This window comes from Candidatus Paracaedimonas acanthamoebae (assembly GCA_017307065.1).
GTDB classification, from domain to species: Bacteria; Pseudomonadota; Alphaproteobacteria; order Caedimonadales; family Caedimonadaceae; genus Paracaedimonas; species Paracaedimonas acanthamoebae_A.
Map to the genome: position 1 here is coordinate 143930 of JAFKGL010000010.1, position 19478 is coordinate 163407.

The following is a 19478-nucleotide window of genomic DNA, read 5'->3' on the forward strand; positions in this document are numbered from 1 at the left end:
GTTGGAAAGAAATTTTAGTTTACTAAGAGAATTAAGACAAGATTAATCTTCCCACTCATCATCTAGTTCATCTTCCATTTTCATAGAGCGACGATGAGCTATTAAGGCGGATTTTAAGTGAGTATCTTCTGGCGTAAATTCTTCAGGTGTTGGAACTGCTGAGGGTGCTTTCTTCAAGTTAATAAGCTGTTTATTATTACGAATTTGATCAAGCAAATTTCCTTCTGTGGTTTCTTCTTTTCTTTGAGAAAGTTTCTCACGGATTTCTAAAGATTTTGCGCTTAATTTTTTCGGTTCTTTGGATGCTTTAGGTGCCTCTATTATAGTATTATCTACTGAATTTTTAGCAAAAACCGAAGGATAAGTTGCCACAACTTCACCCTCAATGATACCGCGAGCCTCACGAATGGAAGACAAAAAGTCCTGACCCCCACTCTTTTTAAGATTGAGTCGGCTCACCGTTTTTTGAGAAGATTTAGCTTCTTCTTGTTCGCTTGATTTTATACAGGCCATAATTGATACTTGATCCGCAAAATCAAAATCCCATTGTTGTTTTTTCTTGTCATAGAATTCGTCAATAAGAGGTTGAAGATTATTTAAAGATTGCTCGCTTAAAATTCTTAAATCTTGTTCTGAAAGCCCAAGATCATTCTGATGGTCTTTGAAGGTTTGCAAAATCTCTTCTTTAATAAGAGGCTTATTATCATCCTCTTCTTCCCTAGACGTGATGTTTCTTTTTAAAGCACCAAGTAACCCGTCGAAAGACGAAGATGGAAGAATTGGCGATGTTCTGATTGTCATTTGTGAAGCTGTTGATATAGATTCCAGAGAAAATTCTGAAGAGAAGATCGGTGCCATTTTTTCTATATTTTCATCTGCTTGTATTATAGGAATTGTGTTACTTTCTTCTGCTTTTTCAGGAGCTTGCAGAATTACAATAGGTCCTTCATAAGACAGAGTTCCTTTATGAAGGGCTTGGGCATTGTTTGCTTCAAGCTCGGTAATTTTTTGGGTGCGACCATTTCCTTTAAGAATGCGTTGACGAACTACTTCATCTTTTGTCGGATCAACTTTTTTAAGAGCTTTTTGTATCTGTGATGATTTTTCTTTAGATTCTCCTGCGAGGGTAACCTTTTTTACTTGATGTTCGGCTGTGGCAGTATTGGCATTTTTGCTGTGACTGACTTTTTGAGCCATGCTTTCGACTTCTTGAATTTGCATTGACAAAATTCTTAACGTGAATTTATCGGCACCACTGGCTTTTGCTGTATCAAATTCTGTTTTAAGTTCATCTAGAGTTTTAATTTTAGGACTCTCAAGCTTAGATTGGGAAGATGTCTTGAGGAAAGAAGCTCCTTTTTTATGAAGAGAGCGAAGTGTATTAATAACAGCATCTTTCTTTGTGAGAGGATCGGTTAAAGATGGTTTGGGTTCTTGAGGCACCATTGGTTTTAGTTTCGTGGTTTGAATCAAAGAGAGCAGGTCTGTTTGAAAATCTCTTTGCTGTTTGGATGATTGCGCAACTTCAGACAAAATTTCTGTAGGTTTGAGGGTTCTAGAGTTTTCCGATTGTTGAGAAGAAACCTCTTTTTGAAGGCACTCTTCATTTTGAGTTGTTTCAGTTTTAGCGCGACTTGCGAGTGCTTGGGAAAGTTCTTCTCCTACATTTTTGATAAGTATTTGATTTTCAGTTGTAAAAATTTCTTTCTTTTTCGGAAGATGCCTTTTTACTTCAGCAACGGGATTTTTTTGTGGAGAGCTAGAATCCCCAGGTATTATGGAAGCTTTAGGAATAGGCATGTTTGTATTATTTGACGTTGTAACCTCGTCTTCTTTTATTGTTAAAGGATCTTCAACGGCAATTTGCAGGGCAACATTTTCATTTGTTATGGTCGTCTGTTGAAGAGAATCTATTTGTATTTTTGTCGATTCTCTCGTAATAGAAGAGCCCTTATTTTGTCGTGGTCCCGAAGCTAAAATTGTAGAATTAGTACTTAGATTTGCATGATTAATAGGAGAAAGAGGAGTGGTGGTAAAACTGTACGCTGTTTTTAAGGGCGTAGAATGTGTTTGTTTACTTATATTCTCTCGCGATAGTCTTTCAATGGGGGGAATTAAGAGAGGATGAGCACTGTGAAGAGAGTTCCCCAAAACAGTATTTGAATCTAACGTAATATGCTTTCTTATAGGCAAGTTATCATAACGTAAAGCTCTTGTTTTGCTGTTATTTTCACGGATTGTTAAACTATTACTTGGTCCAGCAATTAGGGTGGAAGCTGTATTAGAGTTCTTCACTATTTCTTTTAAAGCTGGAGGATCTAAAGTAAGAGTTTGTAAAATCTCATTTGAGATTTCCTCAAGTGTTTTAGGTTTGTTAAGAGGATCGCCCATCAATAGGGCGGCTATTAATGTGGGGCCAGAGACAGTCATGTTATCACCTCATCAAAAAATTGTTTCTTGATATAAGGATATAGGCATGAGGTTTGAGAAAGAAGTTCCCTTTTGGCAAAGGAACTTTGCATAATTGTAATCTAACTAAGTTGTTTTTATATCGCTTAGAAAATAAAAAATTTTTAAAAAGTGAGAATTTTTAAACAAAAAGAGCTTATTTTTAAGCTGATTTTATGATCTTGTGGTGAGAAGGGGCTGCACTGACATTCTCATTCATAAAATGAGATATTTTCTTAAGAGCTATCCTACTTTCTGGAAGGAATCGTGCAAAGAAAGGCCAAGCATGTGTCATTCCCTCCCATACGTCCACAATAACTTTTACGCCTTGTTCTTCAGCTTTTTGGGCCAATCGAAGGGCATCGGATAAGAAAACTTCTGAATTACTGACTTGAAGATAGAGAGGAGGATAGCCCTTAAGATCTGCATAAAGAGGCGAAGCCAAAGGCTCATGAGGAGAAATATTCTTTAAGTAGGATTTGGCAACAAAAGGTAGAACTTCTACGGGGACAAGAGAATCTTTTCTTTTATTTTCTTCTAATGTGTCTCCAGTTAAAGCTAAATCTGTCCATGGTGAAATACATACAGCAGCACTTGGCAACGGAGTTTTAGCTGATTTTAAAACTCCTAGAGTTGCTAATGTAAGTCCTCCTCCTGCAGATTCACCTGCAATGATGATTTCTTGTGGGTGGTAAATATCTAGTAACCAGTTATAAGCGGCGACAGCATCTTGTAATGCTGAAGGGAAAGGATGTTCAGGGGCTAGACGATAATCGATAACATAGACACGCGAATTTGTAAGATGGCTGAAATAACTAAGATAACTTCTGTGCGTTTGAGGTGACCCCATGAAATATCCCCCTCCATGAAGATAAAGGGTTACAGAAGAAAAATTTCCGTTCTGTGGGGTGTGAACTTCTGCGGGGATTTTCCCCATCTTAAGAGGGCGCCAATTAATACTCGGGTGGGTGTATTTTGACGTGAGTGTTTCAAATAATTTTCTGACTCTAAATAAATCAGATTCGTCTTTAAGTATACGATTAAAGGGAAGGCTTAAAAGTGTTTCTAAACTATAAAATTGCCAACTATGCATAGGAGATTCTTTCAAATCACTTTACCTTTATTAATAAACTATTAACGTCATTAAATCAATTTTAATAAGATAAAAGAGAATACGTGTTGATTGATTTGAATAAAATAAGGGCTTGGGGGTAATTCTAAGGCCATTCAACTTGAGGAGGAAGAGACATTAAAATTGCGTCAATATTGCCACCCGTTTGAAGGCCAAAACGAGTGCCACGATCATAAAGTAAGTTAAATTCAACATAACGTCCTCGTCTCATGAGTTGATAACGTCGTTGTTCTGGTATCCACTGTTCAAACATGCGATGACGCACAATCTGAGGATAAATTTTTAAAAAAGTTTTTCCCACATCTTGAGTAAAAGTAAAATCATTCTGCCAGTTATTTGTATTAAGATAATCGTAAAAAATACCTCCAGCTCCTCGAGGTTCTTGGCGATGAGGTAAATAAAAATAGTCATCGCAAGCTTTTTTAAAGTCTGGATAGTAGGTGGAGTTATGTTTGTCGCAAGAGCTTTTTAAAGCATCATGAAAAAAATCGATATCTTCTTGGTAGGGATAGTAAGGTGTGAGATCTACGCCTCCGCCAAACCAAGATTTTTGAGTTACAATATGGCGGGTATTCATATGAACAGCAGGGACTAAGGGAGAACACATGTGGGCGACAAGAGAAATTCCTGAAGCCCAAAAAGTGGGATCTTGTTCAGTCCCGGGTATTTCTCGACTGAAGGCTGAATTAAATTTTCCCCATACGGTTGAGACGTTGACACCCACTTTTTCAAATACACAGCCATGCATTAAAGACATGACACCGCCGCCTCCCTCTGTTCGTTGCCAGGGAGTTTGAATAAATTTTCCCGGCTTTGTGCTGGGATGACGGGAAGCATATTCTTCTTCAATATTTTCGAAAGCTTGACAGATTTGATCTCTTAAGGTTTCAAACCAGGAACGAGCTTGTTTTTGAGGTTCAAGAGACAAATCACGTTTTTGAGCCTGGTTAAGCATGAGGGAATCCTTTTATTTGGCGAAGAGCTTCTCCTAAGACCATTGAGGCGGCGATAGCTATATTAATAGAACGACGCCTGGGGATCATGGGAATTTGAAGATGGTAAGGGCATAAAGTGGCCACGTCTGAGGGAACGCCATCACTTTCACGGCCAAGTAATAATGTATCATCTGATTGAAATGCAAAATCATAATAAGGGGTTTGGGCAGCTGGCGTTAGAAGTATAAGACGAGTTTTGCAATTTTGGTAGAAATCTACCCATGAAGGATGGCGACGATAATCGCATTCTTGAATATAATCCATCCCGGAACGCTGTAATCGTTGATCGGAAAAGACAAAGCCGCAAGGTTCAATAATATCGAGCCCAACATTAAGACATGCCCCTAACCGAAGCAATGTGCCCGTATTCTGTGGAATTTCAGGTTGATAAAGAGCAATTCTCACGGTTTTTAAGTACCAACCTTCCAAAGCTTTAAGAAATTTTTGAGTGAAAAATGGGGATGCTGTTGAAAAAAGTGAGGAGGATTTTGCATGATGCCTTGATCCCAGACAGCTTCAATTCCCAACATTCCTTTCAAGGGAAAGTCTAAAAGAGGATATCGTAGATCATAAAGTCGTACTTTAATTTCTCTATCGGTCTTTGTAATTTCAGCAAACGTCTGATGTTCGGCAAACCATTCAAATATTTTTCCAATAGAGGATTGTTTAAGGTAATTAATTTGAGGGGTGTCAGGTTCTTGAGCGCATTGCCATGTTAAAGGGTGAGGCGTGAGAGTATTAACTTCTGTTACGCATACATTGCGACCTTCTCGAGCAACGACATGGCGTCTGTAAGGTTGGAACAGAAGAGGATAACTCTGAAGATCTGAAACTGCTTGGTGGCGTGCGTTTAGATCCTCACGTGCATAGGCAAGAGCTTTATTGTTCAGGTGCCATCCATAAAAAAGGAAGGCTGTTGAAAAAAATAGGGCTAAGATAGCTAAGGGTTGAGCTAGAAAAAGAGGTCGCCCATTTGACCTGAAGATCCCTACCATGACGGCGAGAAAAAGAGGGAAAGTGTATCGCCAATCGATAATAGAGACAGCATTAATAGCATATCGGTGATTTGAAAAAGGGGCCAATAATTGTGTTCCGTAGCCTGTAAAAAGGTCAAGTAAAGGATGTGTAAGAAGAACTAAACTCATCAATAACATCCATGAAAATAAGCATTCTCGACCCCCTTGTGGATGTTTATAAAGTCGACGTTTTTTTGTGTAATGACGCCAAATGAAATAACCAAGAAACATGCCAACTAAAGGGCCAAACCAAAGAGAATGAGTGATGCCCCGATGATATTTTAAGTTAGCAATGGGGTTCGTAATATATCCAATAATCACATCAAGATCAGGAACGAGTGCGCCTAAACCTCCCCAAAGAAGGGCAGGACGACCGAGTTTTTTCTGAAAGCCAGCTTGACCAATTGTTGCCCCTAAAAGGCTATGTGTGACGAGATCCATTTGAAATATTTTACCCCACCCAATATAGAATTCCAACGATTGTACCACTCATACAGCTTGATAATGTGCCTGCAATAACAGCTTTGAACCCAAGAGCAATAATTTCACTTCTTCTCTCAGGAGCCATAGTACCGAGGCCTCCAATTTGAATGCCAATACTCGAGAGATTCGCAAAACCACAAAGAGCATAAACCATAATAAGATCGCTATGTTTACTTAGAAGGTGTTTTGGTAATGCCGCCAATTCGATAAAGGCAATCACTTCGTTTAGAACAGTTTTGGTTCCAAGAAGATTTCCAGCAATACTGGCTTCATTCCATGAAATCCCCATCAGCCACGTCACAGGAGACATCATGAGGCCTAAAATTCGTTGTAGAGTTATTGGCGCTCCTGCAATATTCGGAAAGCATTCCAAAATTGTATTAACAAGAGCCACAAGAGCTAAAGTCACGATTAACATTGCAATGATATTCAAGTAAAGTTTCATACCATCGCTTGCGCCTTGAGAAATAGCATCCATTGAGCCTGAAAAATTATAAGGATTGATAAGTTCTCCACTAGAAGGGGTCTCTGCTTGAGGCACCATTAAACGCGAAATAGTGATGGCGGCAGGAATGCTAATGATTGACGCAGTTAGAATGTGGCTAATAGGATTATCTACTGTATTTTCGAGAATGGTGCTGTATACGACCATAATAGAGGCAGAAGTTGTTGCCATACCCGCAGTCATGACGGAAAATAATTCACTGCGGCTCAATTTTGTGAAATAAGGCCGAATGAGAAGTGGTGCTTCAGTTTGTCCTAAAAATACCTTGGCAGCAGCGCAAACCCCAAGAGCGCCTCCAACATTTAAAGTTCGCTGTAAAACTAAAGAAAAACCGCGGACAAGAAAAGGTAAAATACGCCAATGAAAGAGAAGCATTGAAATAGCACTAATCACGATCAACATAGGAAGTGCCTGAAAAGCAAATATAAAAGTTGAGGCGCTATCATCTATCAAAAAAGGAACTGTTCCACCTCCTAGATAACCAAAAACAAATTTGGTCGCTTCGCAAGTGGCATCTTTCAAGGTCCCAATACCTCTGCTGATAAGAAGAAAGGCTTTATTGATGATGTCGATTTTCATAATGAGAAAAGCAAGAATAAATTGCGCAGAAATGCCAATAAAAGTGAATTTGAAATTAACATTTCGGCGATTCTCACTGATAAGCCATGAGAAAAATAAAAAGACAGAGAGTCCCAAAATTGCTTGAAGTATAGACGCGAGCGAGGTCATTAAAATCTCCCAAAGTGCAAAAATTAAGCTAATTTCAGACTCGTATAGACTTATTTACAAGAGTAGTCCATATTGCTTCATAACGCAAAGTTAGCATTTATGCAAATTATTTGAGTTTTACAAAAAAACTCAGAAAATAGAGGATCCATTATTATGGAGAAGTTGATTTTTATTTCTTTAGGGAGCTTATGTGCTGGATCTTTGGTGACTTTTTTAATTTTATGGCGGGTCTTTCGTCATCAATATCGAGATCTAAAAAATGAAGTGCTTGAGACCCGAAGAGAGAGGACGCAGCTTGAAGTCAAGAGTCGAGAATCACAAATTCGTGCGGCAGAACTTGAAACGATTTTACGTCAAGAACGCCAACAATTTTCAGAAAAACTTGCTCTTCTTGAGCAAGCAAAAGTAGAGCTTTCAAATTCTTTTTATGCTCTTTCAGCGCAAGCTCTTGAGCGAAATAATCGGACATTTTTAGATCTTGCGAAAAGTACTTTTGAGCGTTTGCAAGAAAATGCAAAAGGAGAATTAAAAGAAAAACAACAAGCCATCCACGAATTGTTAGCTCCTATAAAAACATCCCTTTCAAGTGTTGATCAAAAACTTGAGGCACTTGAGAAAACGAGAATTAGTACGTTTGAAGTCTTACGGCATCAGATTCATGAATTAGCCGTGACACAAAAAGATCTTCGTCTTGAGACGGCTAATTTGGTGAAAGCTTTAAAAACACCGCACATTCGAGGACGATGGGGAGAAATGCAATTAAGGCGCGTCGTTGAAATGAGCGGGATGAGTTCTCATTGTGATTTTATTGAACAAAATACGATCATTGCGGATGAAACGCGTTTTCGTCCCGATATGATTATCAATCTTCCAGGAGGGAAGAAAATTGTTATTGATGCAAAAGCCCCTCTTGCAGCCTATCTTGCATCTTTAGAGGTTTCTGATGAAAGTCAGCGGCAATCTTTTTTGAAAGATCATGCGCGACAAGTGAGAGCACATATTCAAGAATTAAGTCAGCGCTCTTATTGGGATCAGTTTAAAAATTCTGAGACTCCAGAATTTGTTGTGTTATTTCTTCCGGGAGAAACTTTTTTTAGTGCGGCTTTGGAACAAGATCCAACTCTTATCGAAGTGGGAGTTGAGCGAAAAGTAATGCTTGCAACGCCGTCAACTTTAATTGCTTTATTACATGCAATTGCCTACGGATGGCGCCAAGAAGCCCTTGCTGAAAATGCGCGAGAAATTAGTCAAGAAGGACGCGATTTGTACAAAAGATTATCCGATATGGGCGGGCATATTGCGCGTCTTGGTCAAACAATTAATGGGGCCGTGAAGGCTTATAATAGTACGGTTGCTTCGTTAGAAAGTCGAGTTTTACCGAGTGCACGTCGTCTTAAAACTCTGGAAGTTGCGAATTCTCTTGAAGAAATACCTGTACTTCCGCAAATTGAAAGTGTAACACGAGAAGTGCAAGCATTAGAGCTAAGGGCTGATGGACAAAATGAAAACCTTGCTAAAAAACCACAGCTTGTTATTTCGGGGGAAAATGAAAGTGGAGACGGTAAAGTAATTCATGGATAGTTTCGAGCTTAATAAGGGATTATGTGCGATTCTTCTTGCTTTGCTTATAGGAATGGTAAGTCAAAAAATCGCAGATTGGCTTGTTGCGCCAACATGGCTTGCTAAGGATGTCTATCAAATTGATGTTGCAGAAGAAAGTGCTTCACAAACTGCGGCAACGACAGAAGAAATCATTGAGGCTGTTGAGCCACTTCTTGCAAAAGCGAGTGCTGAAAATGGTCAAAACATCGCAAAAAAATGTTTACAATGTCACACGTTTGAAAAAAGTGGGGCAAATAAGGTTGGACCGAATCTTTGGAATATCGTTGGAAACAAAGTAGCCCATTCAGATAGTTTTGCTTATTCCTCTGCCTTTAAAGGGCATAAAGGAGAATGGACTTATGAAAATTTGAATCATTATCTCTATAAACCACAAAAATTTATACCAGGGACAAAAATGGCTTTCGCAGGCCTTAAAAAAGGACAAGAACGCGCAGATCTTATTGCATATTTGCGAACGTTGAGCGATACCCTTAAACCCTTACCTTAAAGGAGTTCCATGTTTAAAAAGTGCGCGTATAGCATCGTTTTAATATCATACTTAATGGGGCAGCTAGCTCAAACTCAAGAAGAAGCAAGTCCTCTCTATGGAATTACTTTATATGGAGAGCCTTTAAAATATTCTCAAGATTTCAAAAGTTTTTCATACGTTAACGAAAAAGCTCCCAAAGGGGGGACATTTAATGTGGGGGTTCTGGGAACATTCGATAGTTTTAATCCTTTTGTGGTGAAAGGCCAACCGGCCGCAGGAATAACGCCTTTCTATCCTTCTTTATTGTTCGTCACGCTGACGGCTCCGTCTATGGATGAACCTTCATCTGCTTATTGTTATGCGGCTGAATCAATGGAGGTAGCCCCCGATAGAACATGGATTATTTTTACGATGCGAGAAGGCATAAGTTTCCATGATGGTTCCTCTTTAACGGTGGATGATGTCGTCTATAGTTTTAACACCCTAAGAGACCGTGGGCAGCCTTATTATAAAACATATTATCAAGATGTAGTAAAAATTGAAAAACTAACGACGCGTCGTCTTAAATTTATTTTGCGACCTAATGCGAGTAAGGAAATCATTCAAATTATTGGGCAATTCCCTCTTATTTCTAAAGCATTTTATACAAAACATGGATTTGAGAAAGCTGATCTAACGCCCCCTTTAGGAAATGGACCTTATAAAATTAGTCATTTTAAGCCAGGTGATATCGTTACTTATGAACGTGTTAAAGGGTGGTGGGGTGAGAAACTTCCAATCAACGTTGGGCGTTATAATTTTGATTATATTACCTATAAATATTATCGAGATGATACGGTTATGTTTGAGTCCTTTAAGCGAGGAGATTACGATTTAAGGTTAGAAAATTCTGCGAAAAGGTGGGCTGAAGAGTATAAATTTCCTGCTGCACAAGAAGGAAAAATTGTTCGTAAAGAGATTGAAAACAAAAATCCTCGAGTCATGCAGGGGATTGTTTTTAACCTTCGTCGCCCTTTCTTTCAAGATAGTAAAGTCCGTCAAGCTCTTGGATATTTTTTGGATTTCGAATGGATTAATGAGAACATTTTCTATAATGCCTATACTAGAATTCAAAGCTATTTCCCAGGATCTGACCTTGCATCTTCAGGGGTTTCTTCGCCAGCAGAACTGAATGTTCTTGAGAAATACCGAGGGAGAATTCCGGAGGAGGTTTTTACAAGTGAATATAAAGCGCCAAAAACAGATGGATCGGGGAATATTCGTCAAAACCTCAATGAGGCTAAAAAGCTCTTTGAACAAGCAGGGTGGAACATTAAAAATGGTGTGCTGACTCATCGAGAGACAGGACAACCTTTCGAATTCGAAATTCTTCTTGCGCTTCCTAATTTAGAAAGAGTAATCCAAGGATTTGTAAAAAATCTAAAACGATTGGGGATTAAGGCAAAAATACGCATTATTGATACGTCTCAATATGCGAGGCGAATTGATACATTTGATTATGATATGATTTTTATGACTTTTTCTCAGAGTATTTCTCCAGGTAATGAACAACGTGAATTTTGGTCTTCCTCAAGCGCAAATAGTCAAGGAAGTAGAAATTATGCGGGTATAAAGAGCCCTATTATTGATGAGGTTATTGAAAGCTTAGTGAATGCAACTAATCGCGCTGATTTAATTAATTATTGTCGAGTCTTAGATCGACTTTTATTGTGGGGGCATTACGTTATTCCTGCATGGTATCGTGAAAAAGATTCAATTGCTTACTGGAAAAAATTAGAACACCCCTCAATAATACCCCCTTACGGAATAGATTTTTATGCATGGTGGAGTGCTGATGCTGAAAAGGCGAGTTAATTTTAAATGATGACTTCTTATATTTTGCGTCGGCTTTCTCTTATTTTGCCAACTTTGTTTGGTATCCTCCTCGTTAATTTTATCATCATTCAAGCTGCGCCGGGGGGGCCTGTTGAACAAATGATTGCTAAAATTAAGGGAACTGCCGTGGATGCAACAGCTCGATTCACGGGAGGGGGCGAAGATACTTTTCAAACGACACAGTTAAATGATTCACAAACTGGTGGAATGGAAAATAAATATCGCGGGGCTCGAGGCCTTGATCCAGAGTTTATTGCAAAACTTGAGAAAATGTATGGATTTGATAAACCAGCATCCGAGCGTTTTTGGTTAATGGTGAAAAATTATGCCATGCTCAATTTCGGCGATAGTTATTTTCGAGATGTTTCTGTGGTTCAGTTAATTAAGCAAAAACTTCCAATTTCTATTTCTTTAGGATTTTGGTCCACGCTCATTATTTATCTTGTTTGCATTCCCTTAGGAATTCGAAAGGCGGTAAAAGATGGAACAGCCTTTGATATCTGGACCAGTGCGGCCATCATTATTGGATATGCTATCCCGAGTTTTCTTTTTGCTATTCTGTTGATTGTCTTGTTTGCAGGAGGTAGTTTTTGGGATCTTTTTCCTTTAAGAGGACTAGTGTCAGAAAATTGGGATCAGTTATCCTGGGGACAGCGGATCTTAGATTATCTTTGGCATATGGTCTTGCCTATTATTTCCATTGTCGTCACAGGTTTTGCAGGGCTTACGTTATTAACGAAAAACTCTTTTCTTGAAGAGATTAATAAGCAATACGTATTAACCGCTCGTGCAAAAGGGGTTGATGAAAAGAATATTCTTTATGGTCACGTTTTTCGAAATGCGATGCTTATTGTTGTCTCTGGAATCCCCGCTGCTATCATACATATCTTTTTCACAAGTTCTTTATTGATTGAGGTCATATTTTCTTTGGATGGTTTGGGGCTTCTTGGATTTGAAACAGCCATTTCAAGAGATTATCCCGTCGTTTTTGGATCTCTTTTTATGTTCACTTTACTTGGACTAGTTTTTCATCTTATCGGGGATCTTACTTACATGATCATTGATCCAAGAATTGATTTTGAAAAAAGAATAGGTTGATTGTGGAAGTTAAATTATCGCCTCTCACGCTTAAAAGATGGCAGTATTTTTATGCTAATCGGCGTGCTTTTTGGTCTTTATGGATTTTCTTGACGTTATTTATTTTTAGTCTTTTTGCAGAGTTCATTGCAAATGATAAGCCACTTGTAATTGCCTATGATAAAAACATTTATCTTCCTATTTTTAAATTTTACCCAGAGCAAACTTTTGGCGGAGATTTTGAAACAGAAGCTGATTACAAAGATCATTACATTCAAGAAAAAATTGAGGCCAAAGGATGGATGATTTGGCCTCCTATACGTTATAGATATGACACCGTCAATTATGATCTTCCGTCACCTGCCCCTTCAAAACCTACGTATGAAAATCTTTTAGGGACAGATGATCAAGGGCGTGATGTTCTTGCGCGCCTTATTTATGGTTTTCGAATCTCTGTCCTTTTTGGGATAATTCTTACTCTCATAAGCTCCATCATTGGTGTGATAGTTGGGGGAATTCAAGGTTATTTTGGAGGAACAGTCGATCTTGTATGTCAACGTGTCATTGAAATATGGTCTGGGTTACCTGTCCTCTATTTATTAATTATCATGGGAAGCTTAGTGGAGCCGAATTTTTGGTGGCTTTTAGGGCTTATGCTTCTTTTTAGTTGGATGTCTCTTGTAAGTTTGGTGCGGGCTGAATTTTTAAGAGCGCGCAATTTTGACTATGTAAAAGCGGCCAAAGCTCTTGGAGGATCAACTTTTCATATCATGTTTCGGCACATCCTTCCTAATGCGATGGTTGCGACTTTGACGTATTTGCCTTTTATTTTAAATGGAGCTATTACAACGCTTACCTCATTAGATTTTTTAGGGTTTGGATTGCCTCCAGGATCTCCTTCTTTAGGAGAGATGTTGGCACAGGGGAAAAATAATCTTCATGCTCCTTGGCTTGGGATGACCGCATTTTTTTCAGTTGCTTGTATGCTAGCTTTGCTTGTGTTGATTGGAGAGGGTGTTCGTGACGCCTTTGACCCCAGAAAGGTTAAATTTTAATGTCACTTCCATTATTATCTATTAAAGATTTATGGGTTCGTTTTGGTCGTTTTGACGCTGTCAAAGGTGTAAGCTTTGATTTAAGAGGTGGAGAAACCATGGCCCTTGTGGGAGAAAGCGGCTCTGGAAAATCAGTTACAGCTTTATCGATTTTAAAATTACTTCCCTATCCTCAAGCAAGTCATCCGCAAGGAGAGATACACTTTAAAGGAGAAAATCTTTTAGAGAAGGCAGATGAGAACCTGCGTAAGATCCGAGGAAATGAAATATCTTTTATTTTTCAAGAGCCTATGACTTCTCTTAACCCCCTTCATACTGTCGAAAAGCAAATTGGTGAAGTATTAACGTTACATAGAAATTTCAAAAAGTCTCAAATTCGAGAAAAAGTGATTGAACTTCTTGAACTTGTCGGTTTTACAGATGCTTTTGATCGACTTGAGAGTTATCCGCATCAGTTATCGGGAGGGCAAAGACAAAGAGTCATGATTGCGATGGCTTTGGCGACAGAACCATCTTTATTGATTGCAGATGAACCTACCACAGCCTTAGATGTTACAACGCAAGCACAAATCTTAGATCTTCTGAAAGTTCTTCAGAAAAAACTTAAAATGGCATTATTGCTGATTACACATGATCTTTCGATTGTGAAAAAAATGGCTAAAAACGTTGTAATCATGCAAAAAGGAGAATGTGTCGAAGCTGGTCTTACAGAAAATGTCTTTGAAAATCCGCAACATCCTTATACTCAACAGTTATTAAATTCAGAGCCACGCGGCATCCCTGAAGAATTAGATCCAGAGGCCTCTCTTATTCTTGAGGCAAAGAATTTATCTGTTAAGTTTGCGCGTAAATCAGCTCTTTTTTCACCAAAAACTTACTTTGAGGCGGTTAAAGATGTTTCTTTCCAAGTTCGTCAAGGGGAAACACTTGGAATTGTGGGCGAAAGTGGATCAGGCAAAACCACATTAGCTTTTGCTCTTTTGAGGCTCCAAGAAAGTAGCGGGGAAATTCTCTTACAGGGTAATCCTATTCATCGTTTAAAAAATAAAGAGTTAAGAGAATTGCGTCATAAGATTCAAGTTGTTTTCCAAGATCCTTTTGGTTCTTTGAGTCCGCGCATGACGATTGCAGAGATTATTGGGGAAGGGCTTAAAATTCACCATCCGCAATTAACTTTTGAGCAGCGAGAGGAGCTAATTGTCGAATCTCTTAAAGACGTGAGTTTAGATCCCGAGACGCGTAACCGATATCCGCATGAATTTTCAGGGGGACAAAGACAACGTGTTGCCATCGCGCGGGCGCTCATTTTAAAACCTCAAATCCTGATTCTTGATGAGCCAACTTCAGCGTTGGATAGAGCAATTCAAGTTGAAGTTCTTGAGATTCTCAGGGATTTGCAGGAAAAACATCATCTAGCATATATTTTTATTAGCCATGATTTAAAAGTTATACGGGCTATTAGTCATCATGTACTTGTGATGCGGCACGGCTCTATTGTTGAGTTCGGCCCTACACAGGTTGTTTATGAAAAACCACAACATCCTTATACCAAGGTGTTATTTAAAGCTGCTTTTGACCTTTAAAAAGAATAAATTTTCTTGACACTTTAAGTTAAGGCGGTATGACTGTTGCCATAATAAAAGAGGATCTTATGAATCGCATAGCATTCGTTTTTCCGGGTCAAGGATCACAATTTGTTGGAATGGGAAAAGAGCTTTATGAAGCCTCTTTAGCCGCCCGAGAAGTATTTCAAGAAGTTGATGAAACACTGAAATTTAATTTAACACGTCTTATTTTTGAGGGACCTCAAGAAGAGCTGATGTTAACCTCTAATACGCAACCTGCCCTTATGGCTGTGAGCCTTGCGATCCTCAGAACTCTTGTTAATGAAGCAGGGGTCAAGATAGAAAATATTGACTATGTCGCCGGACATTCCTTAGGAGAATATAGTGCGTTAGCTGCGGTAGGTTCTTTGGAGTTGAATGCTTGTGCTAAACTGTTAAGGCAGCGTGGAGAATCAATGCAAGCGGCTGTACCGATTGGGCAGGGGGCTATGGCAGCTCTTTTAGGCGCCGAGATTGAGCAAGCGGAAAAAATAGCTCAAGAGGCCACTCAAGGGCAAGTGTGTGAAGTTGCGAATGATAATTCTCCTGGTCAAATTGTAATTAGTGGGCATGTTGAGGCGATTAATAGAGCTATAGAAATAGCGAAAGCGCATCAGATTAAGCGGGCAGTCATTTTGCCTGTGAGTGCGCCATTCCATTGTTCGTTGATGAAACCCAGTGCAGAAGTTATGAAGGAAGCTCTTGAGAAAACTTCTTTTAAGGCTCCACGTGTGCCTGTGGTTTTTAATGTTATGGCTCAACCGCAGAATGATCCTCTGTCTCATCCTGAGTTATTGATACAGCAAATTACAAGCCGTGTGCGGTGGCGCGAAAGCATTTCTTATATGAAATCTCAAGGCGTGACCAAAATTGTTGAAATTGGGGCTGGTAAAGTTTTAACAGGCCTAACAAAAAGAATAGATCCCGAATTAGAGGGGCTATCTATTCAAACACCAGAAGATATAGACGTATTTTTAAAACAAGTGTGAGGGATCAATGTTTAAATTAGAAGGAAAAAAAGCCCTAATTACAGGTGCTTCAGGTGGAATCGGGGCAACAATTGCAAAAACCCTTCATCAGCAAGGGGCGATAGTCGCGCTTTCTGGAACACGCCGAGAAGCTCTTGAAAAGATTGCTCAAGATCTTAAAGAAAGAGTTCATGTTCTCCCTTGCAACCTTAAAAGCATCGAAGACATTGAAAGTTTGATCCCTCAAGCAGAAAGTGCTATGGAGCAAGTAGATATTCTTGTGAATAATGCAGGAATTACGCGTGATAATTTGATGATGCGTATGAAAGATGATGAGTTTTCAGAAGTTATCGACATTAATTTAGGGGCAACTTTTCGCTTAATGCGGGCGGCTATTAAAGGGATGATGAAACGTCGAGAAGGGCGTATTATTAATATTACATCGATTGTGGGTGTGACAGGTAATCCTGGGCAAGCTAATTATTGTGCCTCTAAAGCCGGCGTTATTGGAATGTCAAAGTCATTGGCTCAAGAAATTGCTTCGCGTGGGGTGACAGTGAATTGTGTCGCGCCAGGATTTATCCAAACCCCTATGACAGATGTCCTTCCTGAAGGACATAAAGAAAAGTTACTTACCACAATTCCGCAAGGACGGATGGGATTGCCCGAGGAAATCGCTGCAGGGGTTGCTTTTCTTGCAAGTGCAGAAGCTGCTTATATCACAGGTCAAACACTTCATATAAATGGTGGAATGGCGATGATTTGAGTGTTTGCGTTTTGGAAACTTTGTGTTAGAGTCCTTTGCGAATTTTAGGAAACATTAAATTTATTTTTTTAACCAATTGAGGAAATACTCATGAGTGAAGTTGCAAATAGAGTCAAAAAAATCATTATCGAACGTTTGAACGTGGAAGAAGCTAAAGTCATAGATAAAGCAAGCTTTATGGATGATCTCGGCGCTGATAGCTTGGATACAGTTGAACTCGTTATGGCATTTGAAGATGAATTCGGTGTTGAAATCTCTGATGATGTTGCGGAAAAGATTAAAACTGTTGGCGATGCAGTAAAATTGCTTGAAGAAAGCACAAACGAATAACATAGAGTTTTAAATGCGACGTGTTGTAATTACAGGCATAGGAATGGTGAGTCCGCTGGGGGCTAACGTTAAAACGACTTGGCAGAACCTGATTGCGAGTAAGTCTGGGTTAGTACAAATTGATAAATTTGATGCTACAGATTGGCCTTGCCGTGTTGCGGGACAACTTCCTGTTGGAACTCAAGATGGCGCATTTAATCCAGATTTGTATCTTTCTACCAAAGATCAGCGCAAAGTAGATCCTTTCATCAGTTATGGTATTGCAGCTGCAACTCAAGCAATTGAGGATGCTGGTTGGAAGCCTGAGGACGAAGAGTCCCAGGTTAGGACAGGCGTTATGATTGGTTCAGGTATAGGGGGATTAACTCGTATTCAAGAAGCTGCAAAAACAATGTTGGAACAAGGTCCACGTCGCGTGACGCCTTTCTTCATTCCGTCTTGTTTGATCAATCTTGCGTCGGGTCATGTTTCTATTAAGTATGGCTTTAAGGGCCCTAACCATTCTGTCGTCACAGCATGTTCAACAAGTGCGAATGCAATTGGTGATGCTTCTCGTCTTATCCAATATGGGGATGCAGATGTCATGATCGCCGGTGGTGCAGAAGCCGCCATCAATGAATTGGGTATTTGTGGGTTCGCGGCCATGAAGGCCTTGTCAACAAGCTTTAATGACACACCTGAACGCGCTTCGCGTCCGTGGGACCGCGATCGCGATGGCTTTGTCATGGGTGAAGGCGCCGGTGTTGTCGTTTTAGAAGAACTTGAGCATGCGAAGAAGCGTGGAGCTAAAATCTATGCGGAACTCGTAGGATATGGCCTTTCTGGAGATGCTCATCATGTGACGGCTCCTCATCCAGAAGGTGATGGTGCTTTCCGTTCCATGCAAGCGGCAATTCGTAATGCAAAACTCTCTCCAGAGGATGTGGATTATGTGAATGCCCATGGGACTTCAACTCCGATGGGAGATGAGATTGAATTAGGTGCTGTAAAGCGCCTTATGGGAAGCCATAGTGAGCATGTTTCGATGTCGTCTACGAAATCATCCATAGGTCACCTTTTAGGTGCTGCAGGCGCTGTTGAATCGATCTTCTGCATTATGGGCATTGTTGATGGCATTATGCCTCCAACTTTGAATCTTGATAATGTGGATGATACGTGTAAAGGGATCGATCTTATTCCTCATAAAGCTAAAGAGAAAAAAGTGAAAGTTGCTCTTTCCAATTCTTTTGGGTTTGGGGGAACTAATGCTTCTCTTGTTTTTAAGGCATTTTCATAATTTTTAAAGAAAAGCTAAGCAAAAAGAGAAAATTGACTGAGAAAAGATCATGAAAAAACCTCTTTTTGGTTTTTTTGTTCTTCTCCTTTGTTGTAAAATCCTTGTTACTGCAGCGTTTCTCTTGATTTCTTATAGAATAGAGATAGGGGATAAGCAGACGCATACACTTATTATTCCTCAGCGGACTTCTATGAGTCAAATGGCTGAGATCCTCAAGAAAAACCACCTTATTGTTTCAGACATTCCTTTTAGAGTATGGGCCTGTATTTTAAGGCCATTCGGTTTCTTGAAGGCTGGTGAATATGAATTCTTTCCACCTCATCGTTTAGGAAATATTATTGCAAAGCTTCAGAGAGGTGAAACTGTTGTCCATCGATTTACCGTCGTCGAAGGTCTTACCTCAGCAGAAATTGAAAAACAGGTGCTAGATCTGCCGTTTTTACAAGGTGAGAGCGGTCTTACAGAAGAAGGAACTTTATTACCTGAGACATATCATTTTTCTTATAGAGATAAACGACGTGACCTTATAAAGCGGATGCAAGACGCCTTCCAAAAAGAGGCCCAAAAATTATGGCAAACACGTTCCTCGACTCTTCCTTATAAAAATCTCCAAGAAGCCATCATATTGGCCTCATTGGTGGAAAAAGAAACAGCAATCTCCGAAGAACGTCCTCGTGTGGCGGCTGTTTTTTTAAATCGGCTCCGGATAGGGATGCCTTTACAATGTGATGCGACGATTCTTTATGGCCTTTATCATGATAAAGGCTTGGCCCTTAATCGCCATCTTTCAAAGGCCGAATTAAAAGCCTCCACACCTTATAATACCTATCTTCATAAAGGATTGCCTCCGACGCCAATTTGTAATCCTGGGCGCGCTTCTTTGAAAGCCGTTTTTATGCCTGCATCTACGAAAGAGCTGTATTTTGTGGCCAATGGCCGAGGAGGACACGAATTCTCAGAGACGTATACGGCTCATGCAAAGCACCATAAAACATGGCGGAAAATCAGAAATAAAAAGGTACCAAACTAAACAACTTTATTTGAGTCTATTTTTCAGGCTTAAGTTTGTGTTTGAGAATTCTTAACTATTCTAGTTTTTTTGCAAGGTACGATGATTTTAATATCTC

Annotated in this window: 17 protein-coding genes; 11 read left to right on the forward strand and 6 right to left on the reverse strand. The window is 39.5% G+C overall.

What is annotated here, in order from left to right; genetic code table 11:
- Positions 1-42: 42 nt before the first annotated feature.
- The 6 genes from J0H12_00815 to J0H12_00840 all read right to left on the reverse strand — a co-directional run bounded on the left by J0H12_00815 (position 43) and on the right by J0H12_00840 (position 7308).
- Complete coding sequence (locus tag J0H12_00815) at positions 43-2430, reverse strand: hypothetical protein (GenBank protein ID MBN9412455.1); 2388 nt, start codon at positions 2428-2430, stop codon at positions 43-45.
- A gap of 181 nt (positions 2431-2611) precedes the next feature.
- Complete coding sequence (locus J0H12_00820; GenBank protein MBN9412456.1) at positions 2612-3541, reverse strand: alpha/beta hydrolase; 930 nt, start codon at positions 3539-3541, stop codon at positions 2612-2614.
- Between the two features lie 124 nt (positions 3542-3665).
- Positions 3666-4535, reverse strand: a complete 870-nt coding sequence (gene hemF / locus J0H12_00825; GenBank protein MBN9412457.1) for an oxygen-dependent coproporphyrinogen oxidase — start codon at positions 4533-4535, stop codon at positions 3666-3668.
- Positions 4528-4980, reverse strand: coding sequence for a tRNA (cytidine(34)-2'-O)-methyltransferase (locus J0H12_00830; GenBank protein MBN9412458.1), 453 nt, complete (start codon positions 4978-4980; stop codon positions 4528-4530). The genes hemF and J0H12_00830 overlap by 8 nt, the downstream gene beginning before the upstream one ends.
- Positions 4981-4985: 5 nt before the next feature.
- Positions 4986-6032: a metal-dependent hydrolase gene (locus J0H12_00835; GenBank protein MBN9412459.1), complete on the reverse strand. Its 1047-nt coding sequence runs from the start codon at positions 6030-6032 to the stop codon at positions 4986-4988.
- Between the two features lie 10 nt (positions 6033-6042).
- Positions 6043-7308 (reverse strand): nucleoside:proton symporter, encoded by a 1266-nt coding sequence (locus tag J0H12_00840; GenBank protein ID MBN9412460.1) that lies wholly within the window; start codon positions 7306-7308, stop codon positions 6043-6045.
- A 153-nt stretch (positions 7309-7461) separates the two neighbouring features.
- Between J0H12_00840 and rmuC the strand changes: the two genes are divergently transcribed.
- The 11 genes from rmuC (at position 7462) to mltG (ending at position 19381) form a co-directional block, all read left to right on the forward strand.
- Entirely contained in the window at positions 7462-8889 is a 1428-nt protein-coding gene (gene rmuC / locus J0H12_00845; GenBank protein ID MBN9412461.1) for a DNA recombination protein RmuC, read from the forward strand.
- Complete coding sequence (locus J0H12_00850) at positions 8882-9418, forward strand: cytochrome c family protein (protein MBN9412462.1); 537 nt, start codon at positions 8882-8884, stop codon at positions 9416-9418. The genes rmuC and J0H12_00850 overlap by 8 nt, the downstream gene beginning before the upstream one ends.
- A 9-nt stretch (positions 9419-9427) precedes the next feature.
- A complete protein-coding gene (locus tag J0H12_00855) occupies positions 9428-11254 on the forward strand; it encodes an ABC transporter substrate-binding protein (protein ID MBN9412463.1) in 1827 nt (608 codons plus the stop codon).
- A gap of 9 nt (positions 11255-11263) precedes the next feature.
- The gene (locus tag J0H12_00860) at positions 11264-12373 is read left to right on the forward strand and encodes a microcin C ABC transporter permease YejB (protein ID MBN9412464.1); all 1110 of its coding nucleotides are present in this window, start codon (positions 11264-11266) and stop codon (positions 12371-12373) included.
- Positions 12374-12375: 2 nt separating this feature from the next.
- Complete coding sequence (locus tag J0H12_00865; GenBank protein MBN9412465.1) at positions 12376-13407, forward strand: ABC transporter permease; 1032 nt, start codon at positions 12376-12378, stop codon at positions 13405-13407.
- A complete protein-coding gene (locus J0H12_00870; GenBank protein MBN9412466.1) occupies positions 13407-14990 on the forward strand; it encodes an ABC transporter ATP-binding protein in 1584 nt (527 codons plus the stop codon). Before J0H12_00865 ends, J0H12_00870 begins: the two co-directional genes overlap by 1 nt.
- 68 nt (positions 14991-15058) lie before the next feature.
- Positions 15059-16000, forward strand: coding sequence for an ACP S-malonyltransferase (gene fabD / locus J0H12_00875; GenBank protein MBN9412467.1), 942 nt, complete (start codon positions 15059-15061; stop codon positions 15998-16000).
- Positions 16001-16007: 7 nt separating this feature from the next.
- On the forward strand, positions 16008-16745 hold the full coding sequence (fabG, locus tag J0H12_00880) for a 3-oxoacyl-[acyl-carrier-protein] reductase (protein MBN9412468.1): 738 nt from the start codon (positions 16008-16010) through the stop codon (positions 16743-16745).
- A gap of 90 nt (positions 16746-16835) precedes the next feature.
- On the forward strand, positions 16836-17075 hold the full coding sequence (locus J0H12_00885; GenBank protein ID MBN9412469.1) for an acyl carrier protein: 240 nt from the start codon (positions 16836-16838) through the stop codon (positions 17073-17075).
- Positions 17076-17088: 13 nt separating this feature from the next.
- Positions 17089-18351: a beta-ketoacyl-ACP synthase II gene (gene fabF, locus J0H12_00890; GenBank protein MBN9412470.1), complete on the forward strand. Its 1263-nt coding sequence runs from the start codon at positions 17089-17091 to the stop codon at positions 18349-18351.
- A 49-nt stretch (positions 18352-18400) separates the two neighbouring features.
- Positions 18401-19381, forward strand: a complete 981-nt coding sequence (gene mltG, locus J0H12_00895) for an endolytic transglycosylase MltG (GenBank protein MBN9412471.1) — start codon at positions 18401-18403, stop codon at positions 19379-19381.
- Positions 19382-19478 lie beyond the last annotated feature (97 nt).

Coding starts and splice junctions, on each gene's coding strand:
- J0H12_00815 (MBN9412455.1), bottom strand. CDS start 2,430: ATGACTGTCTCTGGCCCCACATTAATAGCCGCCCTATTGATGGGCGAT.
- J0H12_00820 (MBN9412456.1), bottom strand. CDS start 3,541: ATGCATAGTTGGCAATTTTATAGTTTAGAAACACTTTTAAGCCTTCCC.
- hemF (MBN9412457.1), bottom strand. CDS start 4,535: ATGCTTAACCAGGCTCAAAAACGTGATTTGTCTCTTGAACCTCAAAAA.
- J0H12_00835 (MBN9412459.1), bottom strand. CDS start 6,032: ATGGATCTCGTCACACATAGCCTTTTAGGGGCAACAATTGGTCAAGCT.
- J0H12_00840 (MBN9412460.1), bottom strand. CDS start 7,308: ATGACCTCGCTCGCGTCTATACTTCAAGCAATTTTGGGACTCTCTGTC.
- rmuC (MBN9412461.1), top strand. CDS start 7,462: ATGGAGAAGTTGATTTTTATTTCTTTAGGGAGCTTATGTGCTGGATCT.
- J0H12_00850 (MBN9412462.1), top strand. CDS start 8,882: ATGGATAGTTTCGAGCTTAATAAGGGATTATGTGCGATTCTTCTTGCT.
- J0H12_00855 (MBN9412463.1), top strand. CDS start 9,428: ATGTTTAAAAAGTGCGCGTATAGCATCGTTTTAATATCATACTTAATG.
- J0H12_00860 (MBN9412464.1), top strand. CDS start 11,264: ATGACTTCTTATATTTTGCGTCGGCTTTCTCTTATTTTGCCAACTTTG.
- J0H12_00870 (MBN9412466.1), top strand. CDS start 13,407: ATGTCACTTCCATTATTATCTATTAAAGATTTATGGGTTCGTTTTGGT.
- fabD (MBN9412467.1), top strand. CDS start 15,059: ATGAATCGCATAGCATTCGTTTTTCCGGGTCAAGGATCACAATTTGTT.
- fabG (MBN9412468.1), top strand. CDS start 16,008: ATGTTTAAATTAGAAGGAAAAAAAGCCCTAATTACAGGTGCTTCAGGT.
- J0H12_00885 (MBN9412469.1), top strand. CDS start 16,836: ATGAGTGAAGTTGCAAATAGAGTCAAAAAAATCATTATCGAACGTTTG.
- fabF (MBN9412470.1), top strand. CDS start 17,089: ATGCGACGTGTTGTAATTACAGGCATAGGAATGGTGAGTCCGCTGGGG.
- mltG (MBN9412471.1), top strand. CDS start 18,401: ATGAAAAAACCTCTTTTTGGTTTTTTTGTTCTTCTCCTTTGTTGTAAA.